This is a genomic window from Methylobacterium sp. OAE515, from assembly GCF_041806315.1.
Classification (GTDB): domain Bacteria; phylum Pseudomonadota; class Alphaproteobacteria; order Rhizobiales; family Beijerinckiaceae; genus Methylobacterium; species Methylobacterium tardum.
The window spans coordinates 6,045,803-6,070,999 of sequence record NZ_JBGMUV010000001.1 but is presented as its reverse complement, the minus strand read 5'-3'; the positions used below and the strand labels follow the sequence as shown (position 1 = coordinate 6,070,999).

Genomic DNA, 25,197 nt, shown 5'->3' with positions numbered 1-25,197 from the left:
CGTTGTTACAATCTATCGATATTCTGTAACCGAATGCAGATTTTCGTGACAATTGGGGACACAGCAGTTATACGTGTGTGGCATCGCCTGCCTAAGCTGTTAAGGATTTTTTAACAGTCTAGAGGTGCCTGCCGTGGAATGCCTCGCTTCGCTCACCTCACGTTCTCCGATCCGGACGGCGTTGGCCGATAAAAACTTTCGTACAGCGAGCTTGAGATCAGAATTTTCTCATCGGCCTACCATCCTGTATCCTGCGGGACAGCGCATTTTCTGGGAGGACGATCAGGCTAACTCCATCTTTCTCGTGGCTGACGGTGTCTTGAGGATCTCTCGGTTCCTCATGGATGGCCGGCGTGGTGTCATAGGATTTGTCTTTCCTGGAGACATCATGGGGCTATCGGCGCGTACGAGACACATCTACTCAGCTGAAGCCGTCACGAACTGCTATATATACGCTCTGCCGCGGGAGAAGCTGAATACGCTGCTCGCCGACAGCTTGGTGCTGCGGGAGGAGTTCATCTCCGAACTCTGCGCCGAAGTGTCGAGGACGCAGTCGCTCGTCCTGAACCTGAGCCAGAAGAGCGCCGAGGAGCGCGTCGCGAGCTTTATCCTGGAGTTGGTCCCCAGGGGCGAACGCAAGTCGGCCGGCAAGGTCGAGGTCCGGATGCCGATGTCGCGCCTCGACATCGCGGACTACCTGGGTCTGACCGTCGAGACCGTCTGCCGCTCCCTCGCCAAGCTCAAGAAGGCGGGACACATCAGGACGGTCGGACGCGACATCGTGCTGATCGAGCGGCTGGCCGACCTCAAGGACTTCGCCTGCGCCGACGGGGTCTGCTGACGATTCGCTAGGACGTGGGCGAACCGGTGGCAATCGGACCGGAATCGCCCGGCGCGACGGGTGGACGCCGCCGCTTCGGCGGCTGTTGTGCTGCATCCCGGGATAACACCGCCCGGACATCGACAAGCCTGGGGCAATGCGGAGTCAATCCTCATGAAGACCCACGAGGCCGCTGACTTTCTCCCGAGCTTTGGCAAGCGGGACCGTTTTGCCGACATGTCCGTGTGGGAGGCGCTCAATATCGCCGTGTTGTGCCTCGTCGCCGGGCTCGTGCTCGGCGCGGCTGTGCTGTCGCTCGTCCTGTATGAGGCCTGGATCGCGCTGGAGCGCCGGCGCAGGCCGTCGCCCCGGGTGCCACACGCCGCACGTTGACCGACCCCTCGGCTGAAGGTCCGAGCCTGGAAAGGCTCCGCTCGCGCTCTCGCGTCTTGCTCCGCGACCCGGAAACCGTAACGGTGGTCCGGACGCGAGAAGATCGAAACCGTGTGGACACCGAGCACGCGCTACCCCGACCCGGCGATCGAGATCATCGATGCCGCCTTCGCCCGTTATCGGGTGTTCAGCGCTGCGGTCGAGCGCCTCGCCACCGGCTTCCGCTGGTGCGAGGGGCCGGTCTGGTTCGGAGACGGGCGGTACCTCCTGTGGAGCGACATCCCCAACGATCGCATCCTGCGCTGGGACGAGGAGAGCGGGGCGATCGGCACCTTCCGCAAACCGTCGCGTTTCGCCAACGGCAACACGCGCGACCGGCAGGGGCGCCTCGTCACCTGCGAGCATGGCGGACGTCGGGTCACCCGGACGGAATATGACGGGACGATCACGGTGCTGGCCGACGCGTTCGACGGCAAGCGGCTGAATTCCCCGAACGATGTCGTCGTGGCCTCTGACGGGGCGGTCTGGTTCACCGATCCACCCTTCGGGATCGCGGGTTTCTACGAGGGCGAGCGGGCCGAGCCCGAATTGTCCCAGAACGTCTACAGGATCGATTCGGAGACGGGCGTGCTGGAGGTGGTGGCGAGCGGCATCGCCGGTCCCAACGGCCTGTGCTTCTCCCCTGACGAAAGCCTGCTCTACCTGGTGGAGTCCCGCGGACAGCCGACCCGGCGGATCGTCGCCTTCGACGTAGTCGGCGGCCGCGCTCTGCGCGACAGGCGGGTGCTGATCGATGCCGGGCCGGGGACGCCCGACGGCATCCGCTGCGACGTTGACGGCAATCTCTGGTGCGGGTGGGGCATGGGCGACGATGCCCTGGACGGCGTGATGGTGTTCAACCCCGACGGCCGGCTGATCGGCCGGATCCGTCTGCCGGAGCGCTGCGCCAACCTCTGCTTCGGTGGGCGGCACCGCAATCGGCTGTTCATGGCCGCGAGCCAGTCCCTCTACGCCCTCTATGTCGACGTGCAGGGTTGCGCCGGGGGATGAGCCTTCCACCGCGGTGCGGCACGGATCTGGAGCCGTGCTTGACCGGAGCGCGGTGCCGACCCACTTCCCGTCCGCCGGGGGCATAGCGGGACACCAGCCGATGATCGATCTCTACTACTGGCCGACGCCGAACGGCCATAAGATCACGATGTTCCTCGAAGAAGCAGGCATTCCATACCGCATTCACGCGGTCAATATTGGTAAGGGTGAGCAATTCAATCCGGACTTTCTGCAGATTGCTCCCAACAACCGCATGCCGGCGATCGTCGACGACGAGCCGGCGGGTGGCGGCGCGCCGGTCTCGCTGTTCGAGTCGGGCGCGATTCTCCTCTACCTCGCCGAGAAGACCGGCCGCTTCATCGCGGGCGACCTGCGCGGCCGCGCCGAGGTGCTGCAATGGCTGTTCTGGCAGATGGGCGGCCTCGGCCCGATGCTCGGCCAGAACCACCATTTCTCGCAATACGCGCCCGAGAAGATCGACTACGCGATCAAGCGCTACGTCAACGAGACCAACCGGCTCTACGGCGTGCTTGATCGGCGCTTGGCCGACCGCGCCTTCGTCGCCGGAGCGGACTACTCCATCGCCGACATGGCCTGCTATCCCTGGATCGTGCCATGGGAGAAGCAGGGCCAGAACCTCGACGAGCACCCGAATCTGAAGCGCTGGTTCACGGCGATTGCGGAGCGGCCCGCCACGAAGGCGGCCTACGCCCGGGCCCCGGAGGTCAACCCGGATTTCGGGAAGACCATGAGCGAGGACGCCAAGAAGGTGATGTTCGGCCAGACGGCCGCCAGCACCAAGCGCTGATCCGTCGCGATGAGCGGGATGCCGGCCGCGCTGCCGCTGAAGGTGCTCCATCGCGGGTGGAACACCTTCGGAATCGCCACGCTGACGCTGCCGGACGGCAGCACCGTGCCGCGGGCCCTGGAGGACCACGGCCAAGCCGCCTGCGTCCTGCCCTACGATCCCGAGCGGCGCGTGGCGCTGCTCGTCCGGCAGGCCCGGGTCGGGCCGGCTTTCTGGGGCGAGCCGGCCGACCTCGACGAGGCGCCGGCGGGGGGCCTCGACGGCGGCGAGCCGGAGGCGACCGCGATCCGCGAGGCCATGGAGGAGGCGGGCGTCCGTCTCCGGCAGCTCGACTGCGTGGCGCACGCCTACAGCATGCCGAGCGTGTCGTCGGAGCGCCTCTGGCTTTACCTTGCGCCATACAGTGAGGCCGACAAGGTCGCCGCCGGCGGCGGGCTGCACGCGGAGGGCGAGCACGTGGTTCCCTTTGAGGTGCCCCTCGCGACGCTGGCGGAAGCGGCCCGCTCGGGCCGGCTTCCCGACCTCAAGACCCTGGTGCTCGTCCAGGCGCTGATGCTCCGCAGACCCGAGTTGTTCGCCGCATGACTTTTCCGCCCGACGCGCCCGCGCAGGATGTCCTCGCCCGGATGCTCGCCTTCGCCGAGGAGGCGGCCCCGCTCGCCCTGCGGATGCGCGCGGCCGGGCTGGACATGACCAACAAGGGCCCGGATCTGGGGCAGGCCCTCACCGAGGCCGATCTCGCGGTGAGCCGGCTCCTGCACGCCCGGTTCGGCCCCGACCTGATCGAGGAGGAGACGGCGGACGACCTGAGCCACGCGGCCGCGGCGGCACTGCTCGCCCGGGACGCCTGGACCTTCGTGGGCGATCCGATCGACGGGACGCGTCCCTTCGCGGGCGGCCTGACGGGCTGGGGCGTGATGGTGGCCGCCTGCCGCGCGGGCTGGCCCCGCGCCTGCGTGATGAACCTGCCCGTCTGGGCGGAAGACCGCGCCGGCCCGGCCCGCATCGATCCGGCGGAGGCGGCGCGCGGCATCCTGCTCGTGGCCTGCGACGGCCAGGCGTTCTGGGCGCCCACACAGGGCGGAATGCGGGCCGAGCCCCTGCGGCCGCTGGAGCGGCCCGGGCGCCGCACCGGCCACATCGGCTGGCTCTCGGTGACCGCCCAGAAATTCACCCTGGATTACGGGCGCGGCTGGTTTCCCTGGAGCGAGGGCGGCACGATCTCCGACGCCGCGCTCCTGGCGACCGGGCGCCTCGACGCGACGCTCAGCAACAACCGGCTGTGGGATCTGGCGCCGATCCTGCCGCTGTTCGAGGCGCTGGGCTTCGGCCTGTTCCACTGGCCCGATCTCAAGCCGCCGCCGGCCGCCTTCGTCGATCTGTTCGATGCGGGCCTGTCGGCCCACGACGACCTCTGGATGGTCTGCCGCAACCGGGATCAGGCGGCCGACCTGGCGCAGGCGATCCACCGGGCCGGTGACCGGCTCGGCTGAAGGCGGCTAGGCCGAGGTCTCACCGTCCCATTCATCGCGGCGCTGGTGCGCCATGATGGCCGCCACCGTCTTTAAGAGCGGAGCGAAGCAATCCGGGTGCGCCACGCTCCCGAGATCGCGCTGCCCTGGGTCACGTCGCTTCGCGCGTGATGATTTCGGGCCTCCGCAGCCGGGGGGCTCCACCGGCAGCCGCGCACGCCGAACTTGCAAAAAGGGCGGCGCACCCCGTTGTGGTGCACCGCCCCTTTTCCGTGCCGGTCGATCAGTTCAGCGTCGCGTGAACCGGCCGGCGCTCGGTGCCGACCGTGACGTCGCCGATCATCAGCCCCATCGGGCCGAGCCGCACCGGCACCGTCTCGCCGTCGTGGACCTTGCCGGAGAGCACCAGCTCGGCCAGCGGATCCTGGACGTTCTTCTGGATCACCCGCTTCAGCGGCCGCGCCCCGTAGGCCGGGTCGTAGCCCTTGTCGGCCAGCCAGTTCTTGGCATCCTCGTCGACCTCCAGGGTGATCTTGCGATCGTCCAGCAGCTTCTGCAGGCGTCCGAGCTGGATCTCCACGATCGCCCCCATCTCCGACCGCGCGAGACGGTGGAACAGGATGATCTCGTCGACCCGGTTCAGGAATTCCGGCCGGAAGTGGCCCCGCACCACGCCCATCACCTCCTCGCGGACCGCGTCGGTGTCCTGGCCCGCGGGCTGGTTCACCAGATACTCGGCCCCGAGATTCGAGGTCATGATCAAGAGCGTGTTGCGGAAGTCGACCGTCCGTCCCTGACCGTCGGTGAGCCGCCCGTCGTCGAGAACCTGCAGCAGGACGTTGAACACGTCCGGATGCGCCTTCTCGACCTCGTCGAACAGCACGACCTGGTAGGGCCGGCGCCGCACCGCCTCGGTGAGGGCGCCGCCCTCCTCGTAGCCGACATAGCCCGGAGGCGCGCCGATCAGCCGGGCGACCGCATGCTTCTCCATGTACTCGGACATGTCGATGCGCACGAGCGCCGTGTCGTCGTCGAACAGGAAGCCGGCCAGAGCCTTGGTCAGCTCGGTCTTGCCGACACCCGTCGGGCCCAGGAACATGAACGAGCCGATCGGCCGATTCGGATCCTGCAGCCCGGCGCGGGCGCGCCGGACCGCGGTCGAGACCGCCTCCACCGCCTCGCGCTGACCGACGATGCGCTTCGCCAGCGCCTCCTCCATGGCCAGCAGCTTCTCGCGCTCGCCCTCCAGCATCTTGTCCACCGGCACGCCGGTCCAACGGGAGACGACCCCGGCGACGTGGGCGGGCGTGACCGCCTCCTCCATCATCGCGTCGCGGCCGTTCTCCGCCTTCGCCTCGATCTCGGCGAGCTGCTTCTCCAGCCCGGGGATCACCCCGTAAGCCAGCTCGCCCGCGCGCTGGTACTGGCCCTGGCGCTGCGCCGCGGCCAGCTCGTTGCGGGCCTCGTCGAGCTTCTTCTTGAGGCCGGCGGCCGTGCCGAGCTTGTCCTTCTCGGCCTTCCAGCGGGCCGTGATCGCCGCCGAGCGCTCTTCGAGATCGCCGAGCTCCTTCTCCAGCCGGACCAGCCGGTCGCGGGAGGCGGAATCGGTCTCCTTCTTGAGTGCCTCGCCCTCGATCTTCAGCCGGACGATCTCGCGGTCGATGTTGTCGAGCTCCTCGGGCTTCGAATCGACCTGCATGCGCAGGCGCGAGCCGGCCTCGTCGACGAGGTCGATCGCCTTGTCGGGCAGGAAGCGGTCGGTGATGTAGCGGTTCGACAGCGTCGCGGCCGCGACCAGGGCGGAATCCTGGATGCGCACGCCGTGGTGCTGCTCGTACTTCTCCTTCAGGCCACGCAGGATCGAGACCGTGTCCTCCACGGTCGGCTCCGACACGAAGACCGGCTGGAAGCGCCGGGCGAGCGCCGCGTCCTTCTCGACGTGCTTGCGGTACTCGTCGAGGGTGGTCGCGCCGACGCAGTGCAACTCGCCGCGGGCGAGCGCGGGCTTGAGCAGGTTCGAGGCGTCCATCGCCCCGTCCGCCTTCCCGGCGCCGACCAGCGTGTGCATCTCGTCGATGAACAGGATGATGCCGCCCTCGGCCGCCGTGACCTCGGAGAGCACGCCCTTCAGCCGCTCCTCGAATTCGCCGCGATACTTCGCGCCGGCGATCAGCGCACCCATGTCGAGGGCGAGGAGGCTCTTGTCCCGCAGGGACTCGGGCACGTCGCCGTTGACGATGCGCAGGGCCAGACCCTCGACGATCGCGGTCTTGCCGACGCCGGGCTCGCCGATGAGGACCGGGTTGTTCTTGGTGCGCCGGGACAGGACCTGGATGGTCCGCCGGATCTCCTCGTCGCGGCCGATCACCGGGTCGAGCTTGCCGTCCCGGGCGGCCTCGGTGAGGTCGCGGGCATACTTCTTCAGCGCGTCGTAGGCGTTCTCGGCCGAGGCGTTGTCGGCGGTGCGGCCCTTGCGCAGCGCGTTGATCGCGGCGTTCAGCGAGGCGGGGGTGACGCCCGCCGCCTGGAGCGCGCGGCCGGCCTCGGAATCCTTCTCCACCGCCAGGGCGAGGAGAAGCCGCTCGACCGTGACGTAGGAATCGCCCGCCTTCTCGGCGGCCTTCTCGGCGGTGTCGAACAGGCGCATCAGCTCGCGCGTCGCCTGCGGGGCGGACGCGTTGCCGGAGACCTTCGGCTGCTTGGCGAGCCACTGCTCGGTCTGGGCCAGCGCCACGCGCGACTGGCCGCCCGCGCGGTCGATCAGGCCGGCGCACAGGCCTTCCGGATCGTCGAGCAGGACCTTGAGCAGGTGACCCGGCTGAAGCTGGGGATGTCCCTCGCGCATCGCGAGGTTCTGAGCCGCCTGCACGAAGCCGCGGGCGCGCTCGGTGTATTTTTCAAAGTTCATGCACAACCCTCCCGTACCGGCATCCGCCGCCCGATGAGAGGCGCGGCGCCACCGAAACGTCGCCCTCCGGCGATCCGCCGCGCGAGGGCCCCGGCGCCTTGGTGGCCGCCGGTAGTCCGGATGTGGTGTTGCAATTGAGCACCACAAGGGGCGGCGAAGCTCTTGCGTGCCGGATCATTTCAGGGCCACGCTGCGCGCATGACCGACGCGATCCATGTCACCGCCCTCTACCGCTACCCCGTGAAGGGCCTGAGCCCCGAACCCGTCGAGCGGGCCGACCTCGAGACCAGCGGATTTTTCCCCGGCGACCGGCTCTACGCTATCGAGAACGGCCCCTCGGGCTTCAACGCAGTCGCGCCCCGGCATCAGCCCAAGACCAAGTACCTGATGCTGATGCGCGACGAGGCGCTCGCCCGCCTGCGCACCCGCTACGACGACGCGACGGCCACGCTCACCGTGGAGGGCTGCGGCGAGCCGCAGGCTTTCCGCCTCGACACCGAAGCCGGCCGGGACGGGCTCGCCGACCTGATGCGCCGCTTCATCCCCGAGAGCCTGCGGGGCGAGCCGAAGGTGCTCGCCGCCCCGCCGCAGTACCGCTTCACGGATTCGCCGACCGGCTACGTATCGCTGATCAACCGCACGAGCGTGGCGGCGGTGGAGGATTACATCGGTGCGCCGGTCGATCCCCTCCGCTTCCGCGGCAACCTGCTGGTCGACGGGCTCGCGCCCTTCGCCGAGCTGGAGATGGTCGGCCGGGTGATCGAGGCGCCGAGCGGGCTGCGCCTCAAGATCACCAAGCGGACGGTGCGCTGCGCGGCCACCAATGTCGATCCGGCGAGCGGCATCCGCGATTGCGACATCCCGTGGACTCTCGACGCGCGGCTCGGCCACCGCGACCTCGGCGTCTACGCCGAGGTGATCGCCGGCGGGGCGCTCGCGAAGGGCGACGCGCTGCGGCCGGTGGGCTGACGGAGAAGCCCGTCCAGCTCAATCCCTCATCCTGAGATGCGGCCGCGCAGCGGCCGCCTCGAAGGAGGGTTCCAGCCAGCCGTGCGATCCCTGGAGCCCTCCTTCGAGGCCCTCTGACGCGGGCGCCTCAGGATGAGGGTTTGAATTGGAGCGGCCGCCGAGGCCGCCCTCAGAGGCGCGACACGTAGGCGGCCAGATCCTTGATCTCGGCCTCGCTCAGGCCCTGGGCGACCTCGTTCATCGCGGGATCGTAGCCGGGCCGGCTGTTCGACTTGTAGCCGGTCAGTGCCTTGGCCAAGTAATCTTCCCGCTGAGCCCGGATCCGCGGGATCGCGTCGCGGCCAGCGAGGTCGGCGCCGTGGCAGGAATTGCACTGGTGCTTGGCGACGAGGGCCTGCCCCCGCTCCGTCAGGGCCGGGTCGGCGGGCAGGCCGGACCGGCTTGGCAGCGGCAGGGTCGCCACCGCGTCGGCATATGCGCGCAGGTCGTCGTCGGAGAACCCGGCGGCGACGTCGTTCATGGGCGGCGCCTCGCGCTGCTTCTCCCGGAACTGGAACAGCTGCGTGACCACGTAGTCCGGGAGCTGCCCGCCGAGCGAGGGCACCCCCTCGGTCTCCGAGGTGCCCGCCCCGTGGCAGCCGATGCAGGGCGCGAGGCGCTCCTGCATCGGGGCATCCGGCGCCGCGAGTGCCGCGCCGGCCAGCATCGCGCCGAGGGCCGATCCCAGCCCTCGGAGGATGCGCATCCGCGTCACAGGCGCCATCACTTGCCGTAGCTGACGCGGTAGATCGCGCCGTTGTAATCGTCCGCGACGAGAAGCGAACCGTCCTTCGCGACGAGGACATCGGCCGGACGTCCGACATACTTGTTGTCTTGCAGGAAGCCGGTCAGGAACGGCTCCACCGCGGTGATCTTGCCGTCGGCGCCGGCCTTGGCCATCACCACGTCGCCGCCGAGCTTCTTGGTGCGGTTCCAGGAGCCGTGGCGGGCGATGAAGATCGCATCGCGATACGCTTCGGGGAACTGCGTCCCGGTGTAGAACCGCATGCCGAGCGAGGCCGTGTGCGGCCCGAGCAGGGCGGCCGGCGCGGTGAATTCCGAGCAGGAATGACCCCAGCCGTATTCGGGATCGGTGAACGTGCCCTGATGGCAGAACGGGTAGCCGAAATGCTGCTTGCCCGGCTCGGAAATGACATTCAGCTCGTCGTTCGGGATGTCCTCCGACACCCAGTCGCGGCCGTTATCGGTGAACCAGAGCTGCTTGGTCTTCGGGTTCCAGTCAAAGCCAACCGTGTTGCGCACGCCGCGGGCGATGACCTCGGCGTTCTTGCCGTCGAGATCGATCCGGCGGATCTGCGCGTGCGTGTCCGGCGGCATCAGGATGTTGCCCGGCGCGCCGATCGGCACGTAGAGCTTGTTGTCCGGGCCGATGGCGATGAACTTCCAGCCATGCGCCTCGTCCTTCGGCAGGTCGTCGTAGACGAGGGTGGGCTTGGCCGCGCCGTCGAGATGCTGCGCGATGTCGTCGTAGCGCCAGATCTTCGAGAGTTCGGCGACGTAGAGCGCGCCGTCGTGATACGCGACGCCGTTCGGCCGGTGCAGGCCCGACGCGATGGTCTTGACCTCGCGCTTCCCGTCCTGGCCCGCCTGCGGCAGCACGGCGTAGACCTTTCCGACCGTGCGGGTGCCGACGAACAGGGTGCCGTCCGGAGCCTGGGTCATCTCGCGGGCATTGGCGAGGCCGCTCGCGTAGACCTCGACCTTGAAGCCGTCCGGCACCTTCAACTGGTCCAGAGGCAGCTTGGCGACCGGGGTGGCGAGCGGCGGCCCCGCGACGGGGGCGAGCTTCGCGGCCGCGCCGCCCTCAGGCCGACCGTACAGCGCATCACCGCGTTCGACGGCCTTCACGCTCGCCGGTGGGGCTGCGGAGGCGGGCGTCTCCTGCGCGCGCGCGGCTTGGGAGCCGATGGCGCCCAGGCAGGTGAGGGCGGCAGCGAGGGAGCGGGTGAGGAGCGGCTTGCGGTTCGGCGTCATGGTGTCTCCCGATGCGGCCGGCGCTCTGGCCGGCCCGCTTGTTCTGCACTCATTATTCAACGAACTGTCCGACGACGCGACCCGCCGGGCAAGCCTGGGCGCGACAGCGCGATGCCGACGTAACTCCCGCCCGGATTAGGGGCGCTGCGCGCCCGTGCGGGCACGTTCCACGTACCGATCGCCATCCTCTCGCAGGAGCAGCCGTTCCGCAACGAGCCCGTCGACGGCGCGCGCGACGGCGTCAGCATAGGCGGCCTGATCCGGGTAGCGCTCGGCGAGCGAGAGCCGCGGGTCACCCTTGGCGTCGCGCTCGGCCTTCGTCGCCGCGAAGGGCAGCAGGCTGCCCTCACGATCGCACAGCGCGCCGGCCGGAAACGGCTCGGCGTAGAGGTTCCAACCGGTATAGGTGCCGCGCGGCACGGCGACCTCAGGCAGGCGGATACCCGCGATGGCCTGCCCGTCTGCATCGACCCGCGGAACCAGGGGCCGGTATTGCGGTCCCGCTTCGAGATGCGGATCGACGTAGGTCGGAAACCGCGCGATGGCGTTGGTGAATGTCGCGACGGCGAGACCCGGCACGTACGGGAAGCCTGTGGCGGTCGGCTCGACCAGGGTCCCGTCCGATCGGCGCGGCACCCGGCTCGCCGGCGGCGCCCGGCCGTCGCGCACCCATTCCTCGAGATCGACCAGCAGCGCGCGCAGCGCCGGGCCGGGATTGAGCGTGTTGCGCGGATTGGCGCACGGCCCCTTGTCCGAGACGAGGCCCGAGCGGCCATAGTGGAAGCCGCCCGCGATCAGGTAGGCCCGCGCCGTGTCCGGCAGATCCACGTCGGCGCGGCCGAGGGGATCCGTGGTCAGGAGGGAGGCCCCTTTCTGCCAGTACTCGGTCTCGGTGTTCACCTCCATCCAGAGCGGGTCGAAGCCGTCGCCGCGCAGGAGCGCCCCGCGCTGCCCCGTCACCGGGTCGTGCTGGACGGCCGGCGAGAACGGGAAGGCGTTCTCGGGGTAGAGGTGATCCTCGTGCTGGGTGTTGGTCCGCGAGGGCTGGGCGAAGCGCGCGTTGAGGAAGACGCCGCCGACCCCGGAGATATGGGCCAGCACCCCGTCGAACACGCGGGCGCCGGCCTCGTCCCGGTTGAAGCCGAGATGGACGAAGTCCCGCAGGAAACGGCCGCTCTGCGAGATGCCGAGCGCCAAGGCGCGCTGCATCTTGCCGCCGGCCGGGTTGTCCGCGGTGCCCCCGCGCAGATAGGCGACCACATCCCGCGTCGCCGCCAAGCCGAGACCCAGCACCTTCGGGCCGACGGCCTCGTAGGTGAACTCGTAGAGCGAGCCGGGCTGGGGCTTCGTGCCCGCGGGCAGCAGCATGAGCTGGCGCGGCCCCGCGAAGGTCCAGGCCTCGCGCGGCACCGGCAGAGGCGGGTCGGCTTCCCGGCGCCGGACCGTCAGGGTTGCGCCGGGCTGGTCGGTGCCGGCAGCCGCGAAGGTCAGGTAGAACGGCGCCTCCGTCGGGCCGCGCGTTCCGCTCACCAGCTCGTCGCGCACGGTGCCGACGATCGGCTTGCCGTCGCGGGTGGCCACCGGCACGTCGATCGCCATGCCGCCATTCTGGCGCAGGGCGTCCGCCTCCCAGCCCGACCAGACGATCGTGTCGCCGCGGTTCAGGACCAGGGCCGTGCCCGCATCCCGGGCTTCGCGCGGGTCATTGACCGCCTGTGCGGCCTGGGCGGGCGCGTCGAGAACCCAGTTGAACAGGAACTTCCGGCCGCGATTGAGCACCTCGTAGAGCAGCGTGCCGCTGCCGCGTGCCGGGTCCTTGGGGCGGAGGATGAACAGGTCCGTGCGGTACTCGACGAGACCGCGGGCGTTGCGCGGCGCCAGCGCGATGTCGGCAATGCCGGCATTGGCGGGATCCGCCGGGTCGATCTCGCCGCGGGCGAAGCCTGTCACCCGCTCGTAGGCGCCGGTCTCTCCGAAGCTCGCACCGCCTGCAAACGGCTCGACGGCGGTGATGTCGAGGCCCACGATCCGGGCCGTGGCCGGCGTGGCGGCCGGCACCGCGAGGCAGAGGGCAGCGACGCAGGCACGCAAGCGCACGGCGCGGATACACATGCCTCGACCCCCCGAATGCCTTATCGTTCTGAGGCCACCAGGGCCCTGAGGCGGATTTAGCGGTGTCCGAGCGCTCCATGTCGACAGCATTCTAAACGCCAGCGTTACAAATTTGCGTCTGCGACCAGACGAAGGAGTTCGAGCGACGCGCGGACGGCTGCGCGCGCGCTCACCTTGCGTTTTGGGCAACGATCTCCGAAAACGCCCCCGTCCGGAAAGCTTAGGCTTGGCCGGGGGACCGGCCGGCTGCCGGAGCCCGGCCGAAGTGGCGTTCCGATCCGGTTCGAGGACAGGGTTCGATGATCGATTACGCGCAGGCGCGGCGGATGATGGTCGACTGCCAGTTGCGGACCTTCGACGTGAACGAAAACACGGTGCTCGACGCGTTCGACACCGTGGCGCGCGAGACCTTCGTTCCCAAGGACCGCGAACCCTTCGCGTATATCGACCAGACTCTGCATATCGGTCCGGCTGGCGGTGAGAGCCGCTGCATGCCGGCGCCGATGGTGCTGGCGCGGATGATCCAGGCTCTGCGGATCCGGCCGGGCGTCACCGCTCTCGATGTCGCCAGCGGCTACGGCTACGCCGCGGCGGTCATGGCGCATCTCGGCGCCCAGGTCACCGCGCTGGAATCGGTTCCCGAACTCGCCGCCGAGGCGCGCAGCCGGCTCGGCACCGCCGTCCAGGTGGTGGAGGGCTCGATCGGCGCCGGCGCGCCCAAGCAGGCGCCGTTCGACGTGATCCTGATCAACGGCCGCGTCGAGGTGCGGCCGCAGGCGCTGCTGGAGCAGCTGAAGGACGACGGCCGCCTGGTCTGCGTGATGGGCCCGCACCGCAACGCGAAGGTGACGCTGTTCGTCCGTGCCGGCGACGCCTTCGGGGCGCGCCCGCTGTTCGACGCCTCGCTCCCCGGCCTCGACGCCTTCGCGGAAGAAGCCGGCTTCGCGTTCTGAGCGCCTGACCGGGCCTCAGCCTAGCCGGTAATCGACCATCCGGGCCCGGCGGGCGCTGCGGCGGTAGGCCATCACCGAATCCGGCCACAGGGTCGTGTTCCGACCCTGCGCGTCGAGATACCAGCTCTTGCAGCCGCCGGCCTGCCAGATGCTGTCGGCCATCCGGGTGCGGATCCGGTCGAGGAAGCGCGCCTGCGCCTCCGGGCGGACCTCGATGGCCCTGGCGCCCCGGCCCAGGGCCTTCAGGCAGTCGAGCACGTGCTGCACCTGGACCTCGATCATCGACACGACCGAGTTGTGCCCGAGCCCGGTATTCGGCCCGAGCAGCATGAAGTAGTTGGGAAAGCCCGCGACGGTGATTCCCTGATAGGCGCCCATGCCGCCCGCCCAGGCCTCGGTCAGCCGCAGGCCGCCGCGCCCCACGAGGTTCATCCGCGCGAAGGTCGCGGTGACGTCGAAGCCCGTGGCATAGACGATCACGTCGAGGTCGTGCGTGTGGCCGTCTTCCGTGACGAGGCCGGTCGGCGTCATCCGCGCGATCAATCCCGTTTCCAGGGTGACGTTCGGGCGCTGGAGGGCCGGGTAGTAATCGTCGGAGATCAGCACCCGCTTGCAGCCGAGCCGATAGTTGGGCGTCAGCTTCGCGCGCAGGTCCGGGTCCCGGATCGCCTTGGCGAGGTGCCGGCGCGCCAGGCCTTCGGCCTGGCCGGTCAGCTTCGAGACCTTGGTGAAGCCCAAAAGGGCGCGGACCTCGTGGAGCCAGAACAGCCGCGCCCGCTCCAGCTGCCGGGCGAACGGGATCTTCCGGTACCGGTCCTTGGCGCGCTCCGCGATGGCATGGTCGTTCTTGGGCATGATCCAGGGCGGCGTGCGCTGGAACAGGGTCAAGTGGCTGGCGATTGCGGCGAGTTCCGGCACAACTTGGACCGCGCTCGCCCCCGTGCCGATCACCCCAACGCGCTTTCCGGCGAGGTCGACGGCATGATCCCACGCCGCCGTGTGGAAGGCGGAGCCAGCGAAGGACTCGCGGCCGGGAATGTCCGGATAGGCCGGGTGGTGCAGGCCGCCCATGCCGGAGACGATCGCCCGCGCGGTGACCGGCCCCCGGTCTGTCTCGACGTGCCAGAGGGCGCGTGCCTCGTCCCAGGTCGCGCCCTGGAAGGTGGTCCGGAGCTGGATCAGCGGCATCAGCCCGTGGCGCTCGGCTGTCTCGCGCAGATAGGCGAGGATCTCCGGCTGCGGGGCGTACATCCGGCTCCAGTCGGCCTTCGGGGCGAAGGAGAGGGAGTAGAGATGCGAGGGCACGTCGCAGGCCGCGCCCGGATAGGTGTTGTCGTGCCACGTGCCGCCGAGGCCGTCGCTTTTCTCGATCACCCGCAGCGGCCCGATCCTCGCCTGCCGGCAGCGGATCGCCATGGCAAGCCCGGAGAAGCCGGCGCCGACGATGAGAACCGCCAGCGGTTCAGGGGCGGTTTCGCGCGCGGGATCGGTCATGGCACGAGGCTCCCGGAGCTGGCGTGGGCTTTCGGCGCGTGGGCCTTCAGGAAGGCGGCGGCCGCATCGAGGGAGATCCGCGCCTCCGGCAGGATATGGGCGGCGAACTGCCAGGCATGGGAGACGACGGGGAAGACCGTCAGCTCCGTCTCGACCCCGGCAGCCCGGGTCCGCTCCGCCATGCGCACGGAATCGTCGCGCAGGATCTCGCGGTCGCCCACGTGGAACAGCAGCGGCGGGAAGCCGGCCGGGTCGCCGTAGATCGGCGAGATCCGCGGGTCGGCGGGGTCGGCCTTGCCGAGATACATCGGCCGGATCGCCGCGAGCGCCTGCGGGTCGAACATCGCGTCGCGCCAGGCATTCGTCACGCGCGAGCCGTCCTCGGAGACGAAGTCGGTGGCGGGGGAGAACAGGGCGGCGGCCCAGGGCATCGACAGGCCATGGTCGCGGGCCTCGCCCATCAGGACCAGGGCGAGGTTGCCGCCGGCCGATTCGCCGGCCACGCAGGCCGCGCCCTCGGCGCTGAAGGCCCGCCACACCGCCACGACGTCCTCGACGGCGGCGGGAAACGGATGCTCGGGGGCGAGGCGGTAATCCGGAGCGAAGATCGTGAAGCCGCGCAGCGCCAGCGCGCCGGTCACGGGGCGGTGCGTGCGCGGCGAGCAGGCGATGAAGCCGCCGCCATGGATGTAGAGCATCCGCTGACCGGACCCGGATCTCGGCCGTACCCACTCGCCCCGGACGCCGCCGACGGCCCCGGGCTCGTAGGTCACGCCCTTGGGATCGGGGAAGGCGGGCGCCTCGAAGATGCGGCGGAAGGCGGCGGCGTCCCGCGCCCGGCCCAGCGGCCCGCGCATCCGGCTGCGGATCATGTAAGCACCGATATAGGCGCGCAGGCTCGCCATCTCAGAGGTTCCCGCCCGACAGTCGCACGATCGTCTTCCAGTAGCCGACTGGCATCAGCCGCTGGATCAGCGCCGCGTTCCGCGCATCCTTGCCGATGACGATGCGCGGCGCCCGGGCCTCGATGCCGCGGATGATCGCGTTCGCGGCGTCGGCGGGGGGAAGCGTCAGGAGCTTGCCGAAGGCCTCACGCCCCTTCTCGTCCTCGACCGCCGCGCGCTTGGCCGCCTCGGGATCGGAGGGCGGCCGCCGGCCGCGGGCGTTGCGGGAGATGGCGGTGGCGACGCCGCCCGGATGGACGACCGTGATCCCGAGCCCGGTGCCCTCGTATTCGTGGCGCAGGGCCTCGGAGAAACCCCGGACCCCGAACTTGCTGGTGCAGTAGGCGACTTGGCCCGGCGGCGCGATCAGCCCGAACAGGCTCGACAGGTTGACGATCTGCGCCGCCGGCCGGGCGCGCAGCATCGGCAGGAAGGCGTGGCACATCCGCACGACCGCGCGCAGATTGATGTCCATCAGCCACTCGAAATCTTCGAGATGCGTCTCGTCGAACCGGCCGCCGAGCGCCACGCCGGCATTGTTGATCAGGATGTCGAGGCGCCCGAACCGGTCCTGTGCCCAGTCTGGCAGCGCGCGGATCGCGTCCGCATCCACGAGATCGACGATCCGGGTCTCGACCGTGGCGCCGCGCGCCCGGATCTGCCCGGCGACGTCCTCGAGGCCGACCGGATCCCGGTCCACCAGCAGCAGGCTGCAGCCCTTGGCGGCCAGACCCGCCGCCAGGGCGGCTCCGATGCCGCTCGCCGCGCCGGTGATCAGCGCGACCGCGCCTGCGAGCTGAAACCGCTGAGCCAAGCTGTGCCTCCCGTCGTGCCGGTTGGTCCGGGCCTTGAGCGAGGGATAGCCTCCGCTCCGGAGATTGTCTAGGGTGAACACCCTAGACGAGACGATGGACGATGGCGCGGGGCCGAGCATCACTGACGGACGAGCGGGCGGCGGCCCAAGCCGTGCCGAGCACGCGCGACCGGATCCTGGCGGTAAGTCTGGCGCTGTTCAACGCCCGCGGCCTGGGCCGGGTGACGACGGCGGAGATCGCCGCGGCAACGGGGATCCGTGAGGGTAACCTGCAGTATTATTTCCCCCGCAAGAGTGGGCTCGTGGAGGCGATGTTCGCGGGCTTTGAGGCGGAGGCCGTGGCGGTCGCCGGCCGGATGCCGGCGGATCCCGCGGAACCGGAAGCGCTGCTTGCCTACCAGCGGGCGTGGTTCGACCTGATCTGGCGCTACCGCTGCGTCTACCGGGACGGGATCGCCATGGTGGAGATCGCGCCGGCCCTGCGCCCGCGCGTCCATGCGCTGCGGGCGCGGACCCAGGAACTGGCCCGCGGCGTCTTCGAGTCGGCGGCGCGGGCCGGGCGCCTCCGGATCGGCCCCGACGCCCTCGGGCGCCTCATCGACAATGCCTGGATCGTGTCCAGCCACTGGATGAGCCATCGTCCCCAGGGTGGTACCGCTCTGACCGAGGCCGATCTCGACTGGGGCTTCGCGCAGGTCCGCGACCTGTTCACCCCCTATCTCGCGCCGGATTGCCCGGATTAACGGTCGCTGGCCCGAACCTTCCATAAGCGCCGGCCAAGCTCGGACCCGAAGGACGCGATGCTCGACCGCCTGACCCATGCCGGCCTCAGCCTCCTGCTGCTGCTCGCCGTCGCGGCCCTGTTGTCCACGAACCGCAGGGCGATCCGCCCGCGGGTCGTGCTGACGGCCCTCGCGCTGCAGGTGGGGCTCGGGGCGCTGGTCCTGTTCCTGCCCGCCGGACAGGCCGCTCTGGTGGCGGCCGCCGACGTGGTGGTGACGGTGCTGTCCTACGGGGACCGCGGCACGGCCTTCCTGTTCGGCGGCCTCGTCGAGCCGAAGATGTTCGAGCTGTTCGGGGGCTCGGGCTTCATCCTGGCACTGCGGGTGCTGCCGCAGATCCTGTACGTCTCGGCCCTGATCGCGGTGCTTTATCATATCGGCCTGATGCAGGCCCTGGCCCGCGGCCTCGGTGCGATGCTCCAGCGGATCCTCGGCACCGCGCCGATCGAGTCCTTCGCCGCCGTCATCACGATCGCCATCGGCCAGAGCGAGATCGCGGTGGCTCTGCGCCCGTTCCTCGCGCTCCTGACCGGGGCCGAGCTGTTCGCGGTCATGTCGAGCGGCGCCTCGTCCACGGCAGGCTCGATCCTGGCCGGCTATGCCGCCCTCGGCGTCCCGATGACCTACCTGCTCGCCGCCTCGGTGATGGCGATCCCCGGCGGCCTGCTCTACGCCAAGATCCTCATGCCCTCCACCGAGCCGACCCGGATCGCGACCACCCGGGTGGAGTTCGGCGAGACCCGTGCCGCCAACATCATCGAGGCGGCGGCGGACGGCACACAGAGGGGGCTGGCGGTGGCCGTCTCGGTCGGCGCCATGCTGATCGCCTTCGTAGGGCTGATCGCGCTGGCAGACGGGCTTCTCGGCACAGCGGGGAACTGGTTCGGCTATCCCGGCGCCTCGTTCGAGGGCGTGCTCGGTTGGGTGCTGAGCCCCCTGGCGTGGCTTCTCGGTGTTCCGTGGGAGCACGCGACGCTGGTCGGCGGCGCGATCGGCCAGAAGCTCGCCTTCAACGAGTTCTTCGCTTACGCCAACCTGTCACCGACCCTGAAGGCCGGCACGCTCGATCCGCGCTCGCAGGCGATCGTCTGCTTCGCCCTGTGCGGCTTCGCGAATTTCGCGTCGATCGCGATCCAGCTCGCGAGCTTCTCCAGCCTCGTCCCCGAGCGTCGCTCCGAGGTCGCCCGCTACGGGCTCCGGGCGATCCTGGCGGGGTCCCTCTCGAATCTGACGAGCGCCGCCATCGCGGGGCTCTTCGTGAGCTGATTCGGCCACGGCGTCCTTGGGCCGGCATCCGACAATCGTTCCAGTTCGGCTGGGCGTCTCTTAGGCCGGCCGGAAGGCGCAGCCGGCACGACAATCCTCAGTTCGCGGCACCTTCGATCTGTTGCCGGGAGGTCTGACGCGCCGGGTGCACCGGTCATGACACTGCACAAACGAAAAGCGCCGCTTCGAATGAAGCGGCGCCCAAACCGTCCTGTCGTCGACTTAGTTGAAGGTGTCGATCTCAGCCGACTCGTAGCTGGTGACTTCCATGCCGACGCAGATCTCGGAAACGATCGGGGCAGACCAGGCCATGTTTTCCTCCTGACAAGATTCGGGAATTTTAGTTGGCGACTGCGATGTCCGAGGCACGATCCGCCTCGGACCGCAGAGACTTAGTTGAAGGTGTCGATCTCAGCCGACTCGTAGCTGGTGACTTCCATGCCGACGCAGATCTCGGACACGATCGGGGCGGACCAGGCCATGGCGTTTCTCCTCGCTGTTGCTGAGAGGCATATAGGCAATATCTTGGACGCAATACAAGCGAGCGCAACACTTATATTTCTCATAGGGACGCCACTCTGATCGGGGCGCACGCTGGTGCCGCTGTGTGACACCCGCGCGCGGAGTGTGCTGGACGGTCGGAAGGCGCGGAATCGGGAACGGTTTCGGCTTGACGGGCTTTCCGCGCGGGCGCACGACGCAGCCGCGCGACATCGTCTCCGGCGACGTCGCGCTCCCATTCAGCAGCGACCCGCGAAGCGACGTGCCCGACCGATCGTGCCTGCCGTGCCCGGCCCCGTGCCGTCGTCCCGCCTGAGCCGCTGAGAGGCCTGGCCGCGGGGCGACCGGCGCGGCTGCCGGCCACGGCCCTGACCCAGGATGACCGGCGACGCGTCGTCTCGTAACCCACGAGGCGAGGCCATGAACGAGATCGCCCTCTTCGATACGCGCGTCGACCCGTCCGTGCTGGCCGCGCGGCTCTCGGACGAGCGCGCCCCCGACATCGTCGAGAAGCTCAACGACGAGGCTCCCGAGGTCGCCGCCGCCATCCTGCTAGGCCTGCCGATGGAGCGGGCGATCGAGGTGCTCGACCAGCCGGAGCTCGACTGCGTCGCCGACATCATCGAGATGCTGCCGCGCGACCGGGTCGCGGGCTACCTGTCGGGCATGTCGGCCGACCGGGTGACCGACGTGTTCCGCGAGATCGAGGAGCCGGGCCGCTCCGACCTGCGCGCCCGCCTCGATGCCGAGACCCGGGGCGCCGTGGACCGGCTCTCGGCCTATGGCGAGGAGACGGTCGGCTCGCTGATGACCACCGAGTTCGTCACCGTGCCGGGCACCTGGACGGTCGGCCAGACCCTGGAGCACATCCGCCACGTCGAGAAGACCCGCGAGACCATCTACGCGATCTTCGTGCTCGACCCTCGGACCCGCGCCCTCACCAAGGCGGTGCCGCTGCGCCGGCTGATCTCGGGGGATCCCAACGACAACGTGCTCAGCGTCGCGCCGGGGCGGCGGCCGCTCGCCGTGTCGCCGACGGCGAGCCGCGAGGAGGCGGCCCGGCTGATCTCCAAATACGACCTGCTGGCGCTGCCGGTGGTCGATGCCGTCGGCCACGTGATCGGCATCGTCACGGTCGACGACATGATCGACGCGATGATCGAGAAGCAGACGCAGGACGTGCAGCGCTTCGGCGGCATGGAGGCGCTGCCCGAGCCCTACATGGATATCGGCTTCTTCACGATGATCCGAAAGCGCGCCGGCTGGCTGTGCGCGCTGTTCCTCTCGGAGATGCTCACCGCCTCGGCCATGCAGGGCTTCGAGGGCGAACTGGAGAAGGCGATCGTCCTGACGCTGTTCATCCCGCTGATCATGAGCTCGGGCGGCAATTCCGGCTCGCAGGCAACCTCGCTGCTGATCCGGGCGCTGGCGCTGCACCAGATCCGCCTGCGCGACTGGTGGCGGGTGGCCTTGCGCGAATTGCCGACCGGGATCTTCCTCGGAACGATCCTCGGCATCATCGCGGTGATCCGGATCGTGGCCTGGCAGAAGCTCGGCCTCTACGATTACGGCGAGCACTGGCCGCTGGTTGCCGCCACGGTCGGCGCGGCGCTGGTCGGGATTGTGACGTTCGGGTCGCTGTCCGGCTCGATGCTGCCGTTCCTGCTCCAGCGGATCGGCTTCGATCCGGCCACCGCCTCGGCACCGTTCGTAGCGACCCTGGTCGATGTGACCGGGCTCGTCATCTACTTCTCGGTGGCGCTGCTGATCCTGCGCGGGACATTGCTGTAGGGTGCTTCTGCGCCGAGCGCGGCCCCTCTGCGGCCGGTGATCCCCGCCGTCGTTCCGGGGCGCCGCAGGCGAGCCCGGAACCCAGAACCGCTGTCTCTGCAGGATCCTGGCGCGTCGGTGCGTCTGGATTCCGGGCTCCGCTGCGCGGCCCCGGAATGGCGGGATGGAACGGCGGCTTTGCGACGCTGCGGGGACGCAGATCGGACCCGCGCCGGACCCCTCACCCCGCTACCGCCTCGGCCAGCCGCTTCCGCTGCACCTTGCCGTTCGCCGTGCGCGGCAGGGCGTCGAGGAAGCGGATCTCGCGCGGGCGCTTGTACGCGGCGAGCCGCTCGGCGCACCACGCGAGCAGGGCGTCCGCGTCGGGCTCGGCATCGGGCTGGAGCACCACGAAGCCGCAGATCACCGAGACGTCGGCCCGCACCGGCAACTCGGCCACGCCGACCTCGGCCACCGCGGGATGGGCGGAGAGCACCACCTCGACCTCGTTGGGCGAGACCCGGTAGCCCATCGCCTTCATCAGGTCGTTGTTGCGGCCCTCGAACCAGAGGTAGCCGTCCGCATCGAGCCGCGCGAGGTCGCCGCCGACGAACCAGTCGCCGCGCATCACCTCGGCCTCCTCCTCGGGTCGGTTCCAGTAGCCCAGCATCAGCGCCGGCTCGGACCGGTGGACGGCGAGCAGGCCGGTCTCGCCTGCTGGCAGGGGAACGGCGTCGCCCTCCGTTGGGAGGATCGCCACCCGCCGGCCGGGTTGCGGCTTGCCGGGCGAGCCGGGCCGCACCGGGATCGTCGGGCCGCTGGAGATGTAGGTCGAGATCTCGCTCATCCCGAGCGCCTCGTAGAGGGGCTTGCCCGTCGCGCGCGTCCAGGCGTCGAGCAACTCGACCGGGAGCGGCTCGCCCGCCGTGCAGCCATGGCGCAGGCTCGACAGGTCATGCGCGCCGAGATCGCCGTACTTGAGGATCTGCCGGTAGAGCGTCGGGACGGCGGCGAACAGGGTGGCGCCGTACTGGGCGATCAGGCGCGGCCAGACCGCGGGATCGCGCGGTCCGTTGTAGAGCACCGCGGTGGCGCCCACCGACCACGGATCGCTCAGGCCCACGCCCAGCGTGTAGGTCCAGTTCATGGTGCCGGCATGCAGCATCACGTCGGTTTCGGTCAGCCCGAGCCAGTGGTCGAGCATCGGCCGGCGGCCGTAGGCGGCGCGGTGGGCATGGAGCACGCCCTTGGGCCGGCTGGTGGTGCCGGAGGTGTAGATCAGCATCGCCGGATCGTCGGCGGCGGTGTCGGCGTAGTCGGGCAGGGGCGGCCCCGCCTTCATGCGTGCGACGGCGGCGGCGTCGAGCAGGATGCGGTCACCCAGCGCTTCGGGCGCGACCGTGCAGCCGCTGCCGACCACCACCGCGGCGGCGCCGGAATTCTCCATCAGGAACGCCGCCTCGGCCTCGGCGAGCTGCGGCGAGGAGGGCAGGGCGACGAGGCCGGCCGCCAGCGCGCCGAAATAGACGAGGACGTAATCGGCCTCGTTGCCCATCCGGATCATCACCCGGTCGCCGGGCTTGAGCCCCAGACCAAGGAGGCCCGCCGCGATCGCGCGTGCCGAATGCTCGACCGCGCCGAAGCTGAGGCGGTCGGCCGTCCCATCCCCGACCAGAACGAGGGCGGTCTTGTCGGCGCGCAGGCGCGCGTTCTCAGCGAGGCAGTACCGCGCGGCGTTGAACCGCGCGGGTGGCTGGCGGTCGTTGGACAGGCTCTCGGGCACCGGGCGCTCCCCCGCATTCGGGCTTTTGGCCGGGTGTCCTGCCTGGGCGCCTGTCCGTCAACCTTCGGCGGGGTGCCGCGCGCAGCAGCTCCGGATCATGTCCGCCGCTGCGCCTGCCCCTCCTGCTCCTCGAAGCCCTTGAGCATCTTGTCGAGCGTCAGCGGGTACTCGCGAACCCGGATCCCGGTGGCGTTGTAGATGGCGTTGGCGAGCGAGGCGCCGGCGCCGCAGATGCCGAGTTCGCCGAGGCCCTTGCTCTTCAGCGGGTTCGCCTTGTCGTCGAGCTCGGGCAGGAACACCGCGTCGATCTCCGGCAGATCGGCGTGCACGGGCACGTGGTACTCGGCCATGTCGTGGTTGACGAAGTAGCTGTAGCGCGGATCGACCACCGCATCCTCCATCAGCGCCGCGCCGACCCCGAAGGTCATGCCGCCGATCGCCTGGCTGCGCGCGGTCTTGGCGTTGAGGATGCGGCCGCCGGTGAAGACGCCGAGCATCCGCCGCAGCCGGATCTCGCCGGTGTCGACATCGACACCGGCCTCGGCGAAGTGGGCGCCGTAGGAATACTGCGAGAACTTCTGCTTCATCTCGCCGGGCTTGATCTCGCCCGCCGCTTCCAGCCCCGAGCCGGCGAGGTCGGTGAGCGACTCCGTGCGGTTGCCCGACGTGACCGCGCCGTCGCGGAACGTCGCCCCGTCCGGGTTGAGGTCCCCGGCCTTGAGCAGAGCCTGCCGGAGGTTGTCGCAGGCCACGTACAGGGCCGAGCCGGCCGAGGCGGCGCCGAACGAGCCGCCGGACCCGGAGGCGAAGGGAAAGTCGGTATCTCCCATCTCGACCCGCACACGCTCGGGCGGCAGCCCCAGCATCTCGCCGGCGATCTGGGTGAGGATCGTGTAGGTGCCGGTGCCGGGATCGGTCATGGCCATCCGCATCACCAGCACGCCGTCCGGCCCGAGCCGCACCTTGGCGGCGGACGGCATCAGCGGGTTGAGGCGGGCGGCAGCCGACATGCCCATGCCGACGAGCCAGTTGCCCTCGCGCCGGCTGCCCGCCGCCTGCCGCTTGTCCCAGCCGAACAGGCGGGCGCCCTCGCGCATGCAGGGCACGAGCTGGCGCGTGGAGAACGGCACCTTCTTCTCGGGATCCTCGGCCGGCTCGTTGCGCACCCGCAGCTCGATTGGATCGACCTTCAGCTGCTCGGCCAGCTCGTCCATGGCGCACTCGAAGGCGAGCTGGCCCACGGCCTCGCCGGGGGCACGCATCGACGAGGCGATGGGCATGTTGAGGTTCACGAGCCGGTGACGCGTCACGCGGTTCTGCGCCGCGTAGAGCGAGCGGGTGACGTTGGCGGAGGTCTCGAAGAAGCCGTCACCCTCGGCGGTGTCGGACCAAGATTCGTGGCTGATCGCCGAGAGGCGCCCCTCCGCGTCGGCACCGAGCCGGATCCGCTGGATCGTGTCGGTGCGGTGGGTGGCGACGTGGAATTCCTGCTGGCGGGTCAGCGCGACCTTCACGGGCCGCTGGATGACCTTCGAGGCCAGGATTGCGAGCGTCGCCTCCGGCTGGACCTGGAGCTTCGCGCCGAAGCCGCCGCCGATATAGGGGCTGACGATCCGCACCTTCTCGGGCGGCAGCTTCAGCACCGAGCCGAGCGCCTTCTGGCCCCGGTTCGGCATCTGGTTCGACGTGTGCAGCACGACGCCGTCGCCGTCCCAGGCGGCGATGGTGGCGTGCGGCTCCATCTGCGCGTGGATCTGGTTCGGCGTGACGTATTCCACGTCGAGCTTCACCGGTGCGGCTGCGAAAGCCGCGTCGAAATCACCGAGCTTGGAATCGGGCGGCGAGTTGACCGGCTTCGGCTCGTAGGCCGCCGCAAGGCTGTCCTTGAGCAGCCCCTTGGGCTTGGCCGCGTCGTACCGGACCTTGACCAGCATCGCTGCGGCGCGGGCCTGCTCGAAGGTCTCGGCCACCACGAAGGCGACGGGTTGCCCGTAGAACCTGACCTCGGTTCCCTGGAGCTGCGGCCAGACCTGCTCCTTCTTCTCGCCCTGCTCGGGCACGTTCTCATGGGTCAGGACCAGGATCGTGCCCGGCGCCTTGCGGGCGGCCTCCGCGTCGATCGAGCGGATCGTGCCGGAGGCGATCGTCGCTGGCACAATGAAGCCGTAGGCGGGGTTCTCGAGCGCCCGCGTCTCGTAGGCGTAGGGCGCGCGGCCCGTGACCTTGAGCTTGCCTTCGACCCGGTTCAGCGGCTTGCCGACAAGCCCGTCGGGCCGGTCGTCGAGGGGCGTCCGGCCGATCGGCTGGTTCATCTCCATGGGAAC

At 69.7% G+C, this 25,197-nt stretch carries 22 protein-coding genes; 11 read left to right on the top strand and 11 right to left on the bottom strand.

Annotated features, from left to right (window positions below; genetic code table 11):
- Window positions 1-124 precede the first annotated feature (124 nt).
- The 6 genes from ABIE45_RS29565 to ABIE45_RS29540 all read left to right on the top strand — a co-directional run bounded on the left by ABIE45_RS29565 (window position 125) and on the right by ABIE45_RS29540 (window position 4,564).
- Entirely contained in the window at window positions 125-841 is a 717-nt protein-coding gene (locus tag ABIE45_RS29565) for a Crp/Fnr family transcriptional regulator (protein ID WP_373622802.1), read from the top strand.
- Window positions 842-994: 153 nt separating this feature from the next.
- Entirely contained in the window at window positions 995-1,213 is a 219-nt protein-coding gene (locus ABIE45_RS29560; protein ID WP_192707943.1) for a hypothetical protein, read from the top strand.
- Between the two features lie 111 nt (window positions 1,214-1,324).
- Window positions 1,325-2,263, top strand: a complete 939-nt coding sequence (locus ABIE45_RS29555; protein ID WP_192707944.1) for an SMP-30/gluconolactonase/LRE family protein — start codon at window positions 1,325-1,327, stop codon at window positions 2,261-2,263.
- A gap of 100 nt (window positions 2,264-2,363) precedes the next feature.
- Window positions 2,364-3,071, top strand: a complete 708-nt coding sequence (locus ABIE45_RS29550; RefSeq protein WP_192707945.1) for a glutathione binding-like protein — start codon at window positions 2,364-2,366, stop codon at window positions 3,069-3,071.
- A gap of 9 nt (window positions 3,072-3,080) precedes the next feature.
- On the top strand, window positions 3,081-3,656 hold the full coding sequence (locus ABIE45_RS29545; protein WP_192707946.1) for an NUDIX hydrolase: 576 nt from the start codon (window positions 3,081-3,083) through the stop codon (window positions 3,654-3,656).
- Window positions 3,653-4,564 carry an inositol monophosphatase family protein gene (locus tag ABIE45_RS29540; protein WP_192707947.1) on the top strand — a complete coding sequence of 304 codons (912 nt, stop codon included), beginning with the start codon at window positions 3,653-3,655 and terminating at the stop codon, window positions 4,562-4,564. Before ABIE45_RS29545 ends, ABIE45_RS29540 begins: the two co-directional genes overlap by 4 nt.
- Window positions 4,565-4,826: 262 nt before the next feature.
- Here the strand turns inward: ABIE45_RS29540 and clpB are convergent, their stop codons facing one another.
- A complete protein-coding gene (clpB, locus tag ABIE45_RS29535) occupies window positions 4,827-7,451 on the bottom strand; it encodes an ATP-dependent chaperone ClpB (RefSeq protein ID WP_192707948.1) in 2,625 nt (874 codons plus the stop codon).
- A 198-nt stretch (window positions 7,452-7,649) separates the two neighbouring features.
- Here clpB and ABIE45_RS29530 point away from each other — a divergent pair, with 198 nt between their 5' ends.
- A complete protein-coding gene (locus ABIE45_RS29530) occupies window positions 7,650-8,420 on the top strand; it encodes an MOSC domain-containing protein (RefSeq protein WP_192707949.1) in 771 nt (256 codons plus the stop codon).
- Window positions 8,421-8,589: 169 nt separating this feature from the next.
- On the opposite strand, the gene ABIE45_RS29525 is transcribed toward ABIE45_RS29530, so the two are convergent.
- The 3 genes from ABIE45_RS29525 to ABIE45_RS29515 form a co-directional block, all read right to left on the bottom strand.
- Complete coding sequence (locus ABIE45_RS29525) at window positions 8,590-9,165, bottom strand: cytochrome c (protein ID WP_373622801.1); 576 nt, start codon at window positions 9,163-9,165, stop codon at window positions 8,590-8,592.
- Between the two features lie 17 nt (window positions 9,166-9,182).
- Window positions 9,183-10,454: a PQQ-dependent sugar dehydrogenase gene (locus tag ABIE45_RS29520; protein ID WP_192707951.1), complete on the bottom strand. Its 1,272-nt coding sequence runs from the start codon at window positions 10,452-10,454 to the stop codon at window positions 9,183-9,185.
- Window positions 10,455-10,589: 135 nt separating this feature from the next.
- Window positions 10,590-12,566: an alpha/beta hydrolase domain-containing protein gene (locus ABIE45_RS29515; RefSeq protein ID WP_192707952.1), complete on the bottom strand. Its 1,977-nt coding sequence runs from the start codon at window positions 12,564-12,566 to the stop codon at window positions 10,590-10,592.
- A 299-nt stretch (window positions 12,567-12,865) separates the two neighbouring features.
- Between ABIE45_RS29515 and ABIE45_RS29510 the strand changes: the two genes are divergently transcribed.
- Window positions 12,866-13,519 carry a protein-L-isoaspartate O-methyltransferase gene (locus ABIE45_RS29510; protein WP_192707953.1) on the top strand — a complete coding sequence of 218 codons (654 nt, stop codon included), beginning with the start codon at window positions 12,866-12,868 and terminating at the stop codon, window positions 13,517-13,519.
- 15 nt (window positions 13,520-13,534) lie between these two features.
- Here ABIE45_RS29510 and ABIE45_RS29505 read toward each other — a convergent pair whose 3' ends face one another.
- The 3 genes from ABIE45_RS29505 to ABIE45_RS29495 are packed head-to-tail and all read right to left on the bottom strand — an operon-like array spanning window position 13,535 to window position 16,771.
- Window positions 13,535-15,013, bottom strand: coding sequence for an NAD(P)/FAD-dependent oxidoreductase (locus ABIE45_RS29505; protein ID WP_192707954.1), 1,479 nt, complete (start codon window positions 15,011-15,013; stop codon window positions 13,535-13,537).
- The gene (locus ABIE45_RS29500) at window positions 15,010-15,918 is read right to left on the bottom strand and encodes an alpha/beta hydrolase (RefSeq protein WP_192707955.1); all 909 of its coding nucleotides are present in this window, start codon (window positions 15,916-15,918) and stop codon (window positions 15,010-15,012) included. Before ABIE45_RS29500 ends, ABIE45_RS29505 begins: the two co-directional genes overlap by 4 nt.
- Before the next feature lies 1 nt (window position 15,919).
- Window positions 15,920-16,771 (bottom strand): SDR family NAD(P)-dependent oxidoreductase, encoded by an 852-nt coding sequence (locus ABIE45_RS29495; RefSeq protein WP_192707956.1) that lies wholly within the window; start codon window positions 16,769-16,771, stop codon window positions 15,920-15,922.
- Between the two features lie 101 nt (window positions 16,772-16,872).
- Here ABIE45_RS29495 and ABIE45_RS29490 point away from each other — a divergent pair, with 101 nt between their 5' ends.
- Both ABIE45_RS29490 and ABIE45_RS29485 read left to right on the top strand, forming a co-directional pair.
- Entirely contained in the window at window positions 16,873-17,514 is a 642-nt protein-coding gene (locus tag ABIE45_RS29490; RefSeq protein WP_192707957.1) for a TetR/AcrR family transcriptional regulator, read from the top strand.
- 57 nt (window positions 17,515-17,571) lie between these two features.
- Window positions 17,572-18,819: a nucleoside transporter C-terminal domain-containing protein gene (locus ABIE45_RS29485; RefSeq protein WP_192707958.1), complete on the top strand. Its 1,248-nt coding sequence runs from the start codon at window positions 17,572-17,574 to the stop codon at window positions 18,817-18,819.
- A 222-nt stretch (window positions 18,820-19,041) separates the two neighbouring features.
- Here the strand turns inward: ABIE45_RS29485 and pqqA (ABIE45_RS29480) are convergent, their stop codons facing one another.
- Both pqqA (ABIE45_RS29480) and pqqA (ABIE45_RS29475) read right to left on the bottom strand, forming a co-directional pair.
- Window positions 19,042-19,131, bottom strand: a complete 90-nt coding sequence (pqqA, locus tag ABIE45_RS29480; RefSeq protein ID WP_007559223.1) for a pyrroloquinoline quinone precursor peptide PqqA — start codon at window positions 19,129-19,131, stop codon at window positions 19,042-19,044.
- Window positions 19,132-19,211: 80 nt separating this feature from the next.
- Complete coding sequence (pqqA, locus tag ABIE45_RS29475; protein ID WP_007559223.1) at window positions 19,212-19,301, bottom strand: pyrroloquinoline quinone precursor peptide PqqA; 90 nt, start codon at window positions 19,299-19,301, stop codon at window positions 19,212-19,214.
- A gap of 397 nt (window positions 19,302-19,698) precedes the next feature.
- Here pqqA (ABIE45_RS29475) and mgtE point away from each other — a divergent pair, with 397 nt between their 5' ends.
- The gene (mgtE, locus tag ABIE45_RS29470; RefSeq protein ID WP_373622798.1) at window positions 19,699-21,111 is read left to right on the top strand and encodes a magnesium transporter; all 1,413 of its coding nucleotides are present in this window, start codon (window positions 19,699-19,701) and stop codon (window positions 21,109-21,111) included.
- A gap of 220 nt (window positions 21,112-21,331) precedes the next feature.
- Here the strand turns inward: mgtE and ABIE45_RS29465 are convergent, their stop codons facing one another.
- Window positions 21,332-22,873 carry an AMP-binding protein gene (locus tag ABIE45_RS29465; RefSeq protein ID WP_192707960.1) on the bottom strand — a complete coding sequence of 514 codons (1,542 nt, stop codon included), beginning with the start codon at window positions 22,871-22,873 and terminating at the stop codon, window positions 21,332-21,334.
- Window positions 22,874-22,968: 95 nt separating this feature from the next.
- Window positions 22,969-25,191, bottom strand: coding sequence for a xanthine dehydrogenase family protein molybdopterin-binding subunit (locus ABIE45_RS29460; RefSeq protein ID WP_192707961.1), 2,223 nt, complete (start codon window positions 25,189-25,191; stop codon window positions 22,969-22,971).
- Window positions 25,192-25,197 lie beyond the last annotated feature (6 nt).

What these genes read in the sequence shown, in the direction of transcription:
- ABIE45_RS29560 (WP_192707943.1), top strand. Translation starts at nt 995, where the DNA reads ATGAAGACCCACGAGGCCGCTGACTTTCTCCCGAGCTTTGGCAAGCGG.
- ABIE45_RS29550 (WP_192707945.1), top strand. Translation starts at nt 2,364, where the DNA reads ATGATCGATCTCTACTACTGGCCGACGCCGAACGGCCATAAGATCACG.
- ABIE45_RS29545 (WP_192707946.1), top strand. Translation starts at nt 3,081, where the DNA reads ATGAGCGGGATGCCGGCCGCGCTGCCGCTGAAGGTGCTCCATCGCGGG.
- ABIE45_RS29540 (WP_192707947.1), top strand. Translation starts at nt 3,653, where the DNA reads ATGACTTTTCCGCCCGACGCGCCCGCGCAGGATGTCCTCGCCCGGATG.
- clpB (WP_192707948.1), bottom strand. Translation starts at nt 7,451, where the DNA reads ATGAACTTTGAAAAATACACCGAGCGCGCCCGCGGCTTCGTGCAGGCG.
- ABIE45_RS29530 (WP_192707949.1), top strand. Translation starts at nt 7,650, where the DNA reads ATGACCGACGCGATCCATGTCACCGCCCTCTACCGCTACCCCGTGAAG.
- ABIE45_RS29525 (WP_373622801.1), bottom strand. Translation starts at nt 9,165, where the DNA reads ATGCGCATCCTCCGAGGGCTGGGATCGGCCCTCGGCGCGATGCTGGCC.
- ABIE45_RS29520 (WP_192707951.1), bottom strand. Translation starts at nt 10,454, where the DNA reads ATGACGCCGAACCGCAAGCCGCTCCTCACCCGCTCCCTCGCTGCCGCC.
- ABIE45_RS29515 (WP_192707952.1), bottom strand. Translation starts at nt 12,566, where the DNA reads ATGTGTATCCGCGCCGTGCGCTTGCGTGCCTGCGTCGCTGCCCTCTGC.
- ABIE45_RS29510 (WP_192707953.1), top strand. Translation starts at nt 12,866, where the DNA reads ATGATCGATTACGCGCAGGCGCGGCGGATGATGGTCGACTGCCAGTTG.
- ABIE45_RS29505 (WP_192707954.1), bottom strand. Translation starts at nt 15,013, where the DNA reads ATGACCGATCCCGCGCGCGAAACCGCCCCTGAACCGCTGGCGGTTCTC.
- ABIE45_RS29500 (WP_192707955.1), bottom strand. Translation starts at nt 15,918, where the DNA reads ATGGCGAGCCTGCGCGCCTATATCGGTGCTTACATGATCCGCAGCCGG.
- ABIE45_RS29490 (WP_192707957.1), top strand. Translation starts at nt 16,873, where the DNA reads ATGGCGCGGGGCCGAGCATCACTGACGGACGAGCGGGCGGCGGCCCAA.
- ABIE45_RS29485 (WP_192707958.1), top strand. Translation starts at nt 17,572, where the DNA reads ATGCTCGACCGCCTGACCCATGCCGGCCTCAGCCTCCTGCTGCTGCTC.
- pqqA (WP_007559223.1), bottom strand. Translation starts at nt 19,131, where the DNA reads ATGGCCTGGTCTGCCCCGATCGTTTCCGAGATCTGCGTCGGCATGGAA.
- pqqA (WP_007559223.1), bottom strand. Translation starts at nt 19,301, where the DNA reads ATGGCCTGGTCCGCCCCGATCGTGTCCGAGATCTGCGTCGGCATGGAA.
- mgtE (WP_373622798.1), top strand. Translation starts at nt 19,699, where the DNA reads ATGACCGGCGACGCGTCGTCTCGTAACCCACGAGGCGAGGCCATGAAC.
- ABIE45_RS29460 (WP_192707961.1), bottom strand. Translation starts at nt 25,191, where the DNA reads ATGGAGATGAACCAGCCGATCGGCCGGACGCCCCTCGACGACCGGCCC.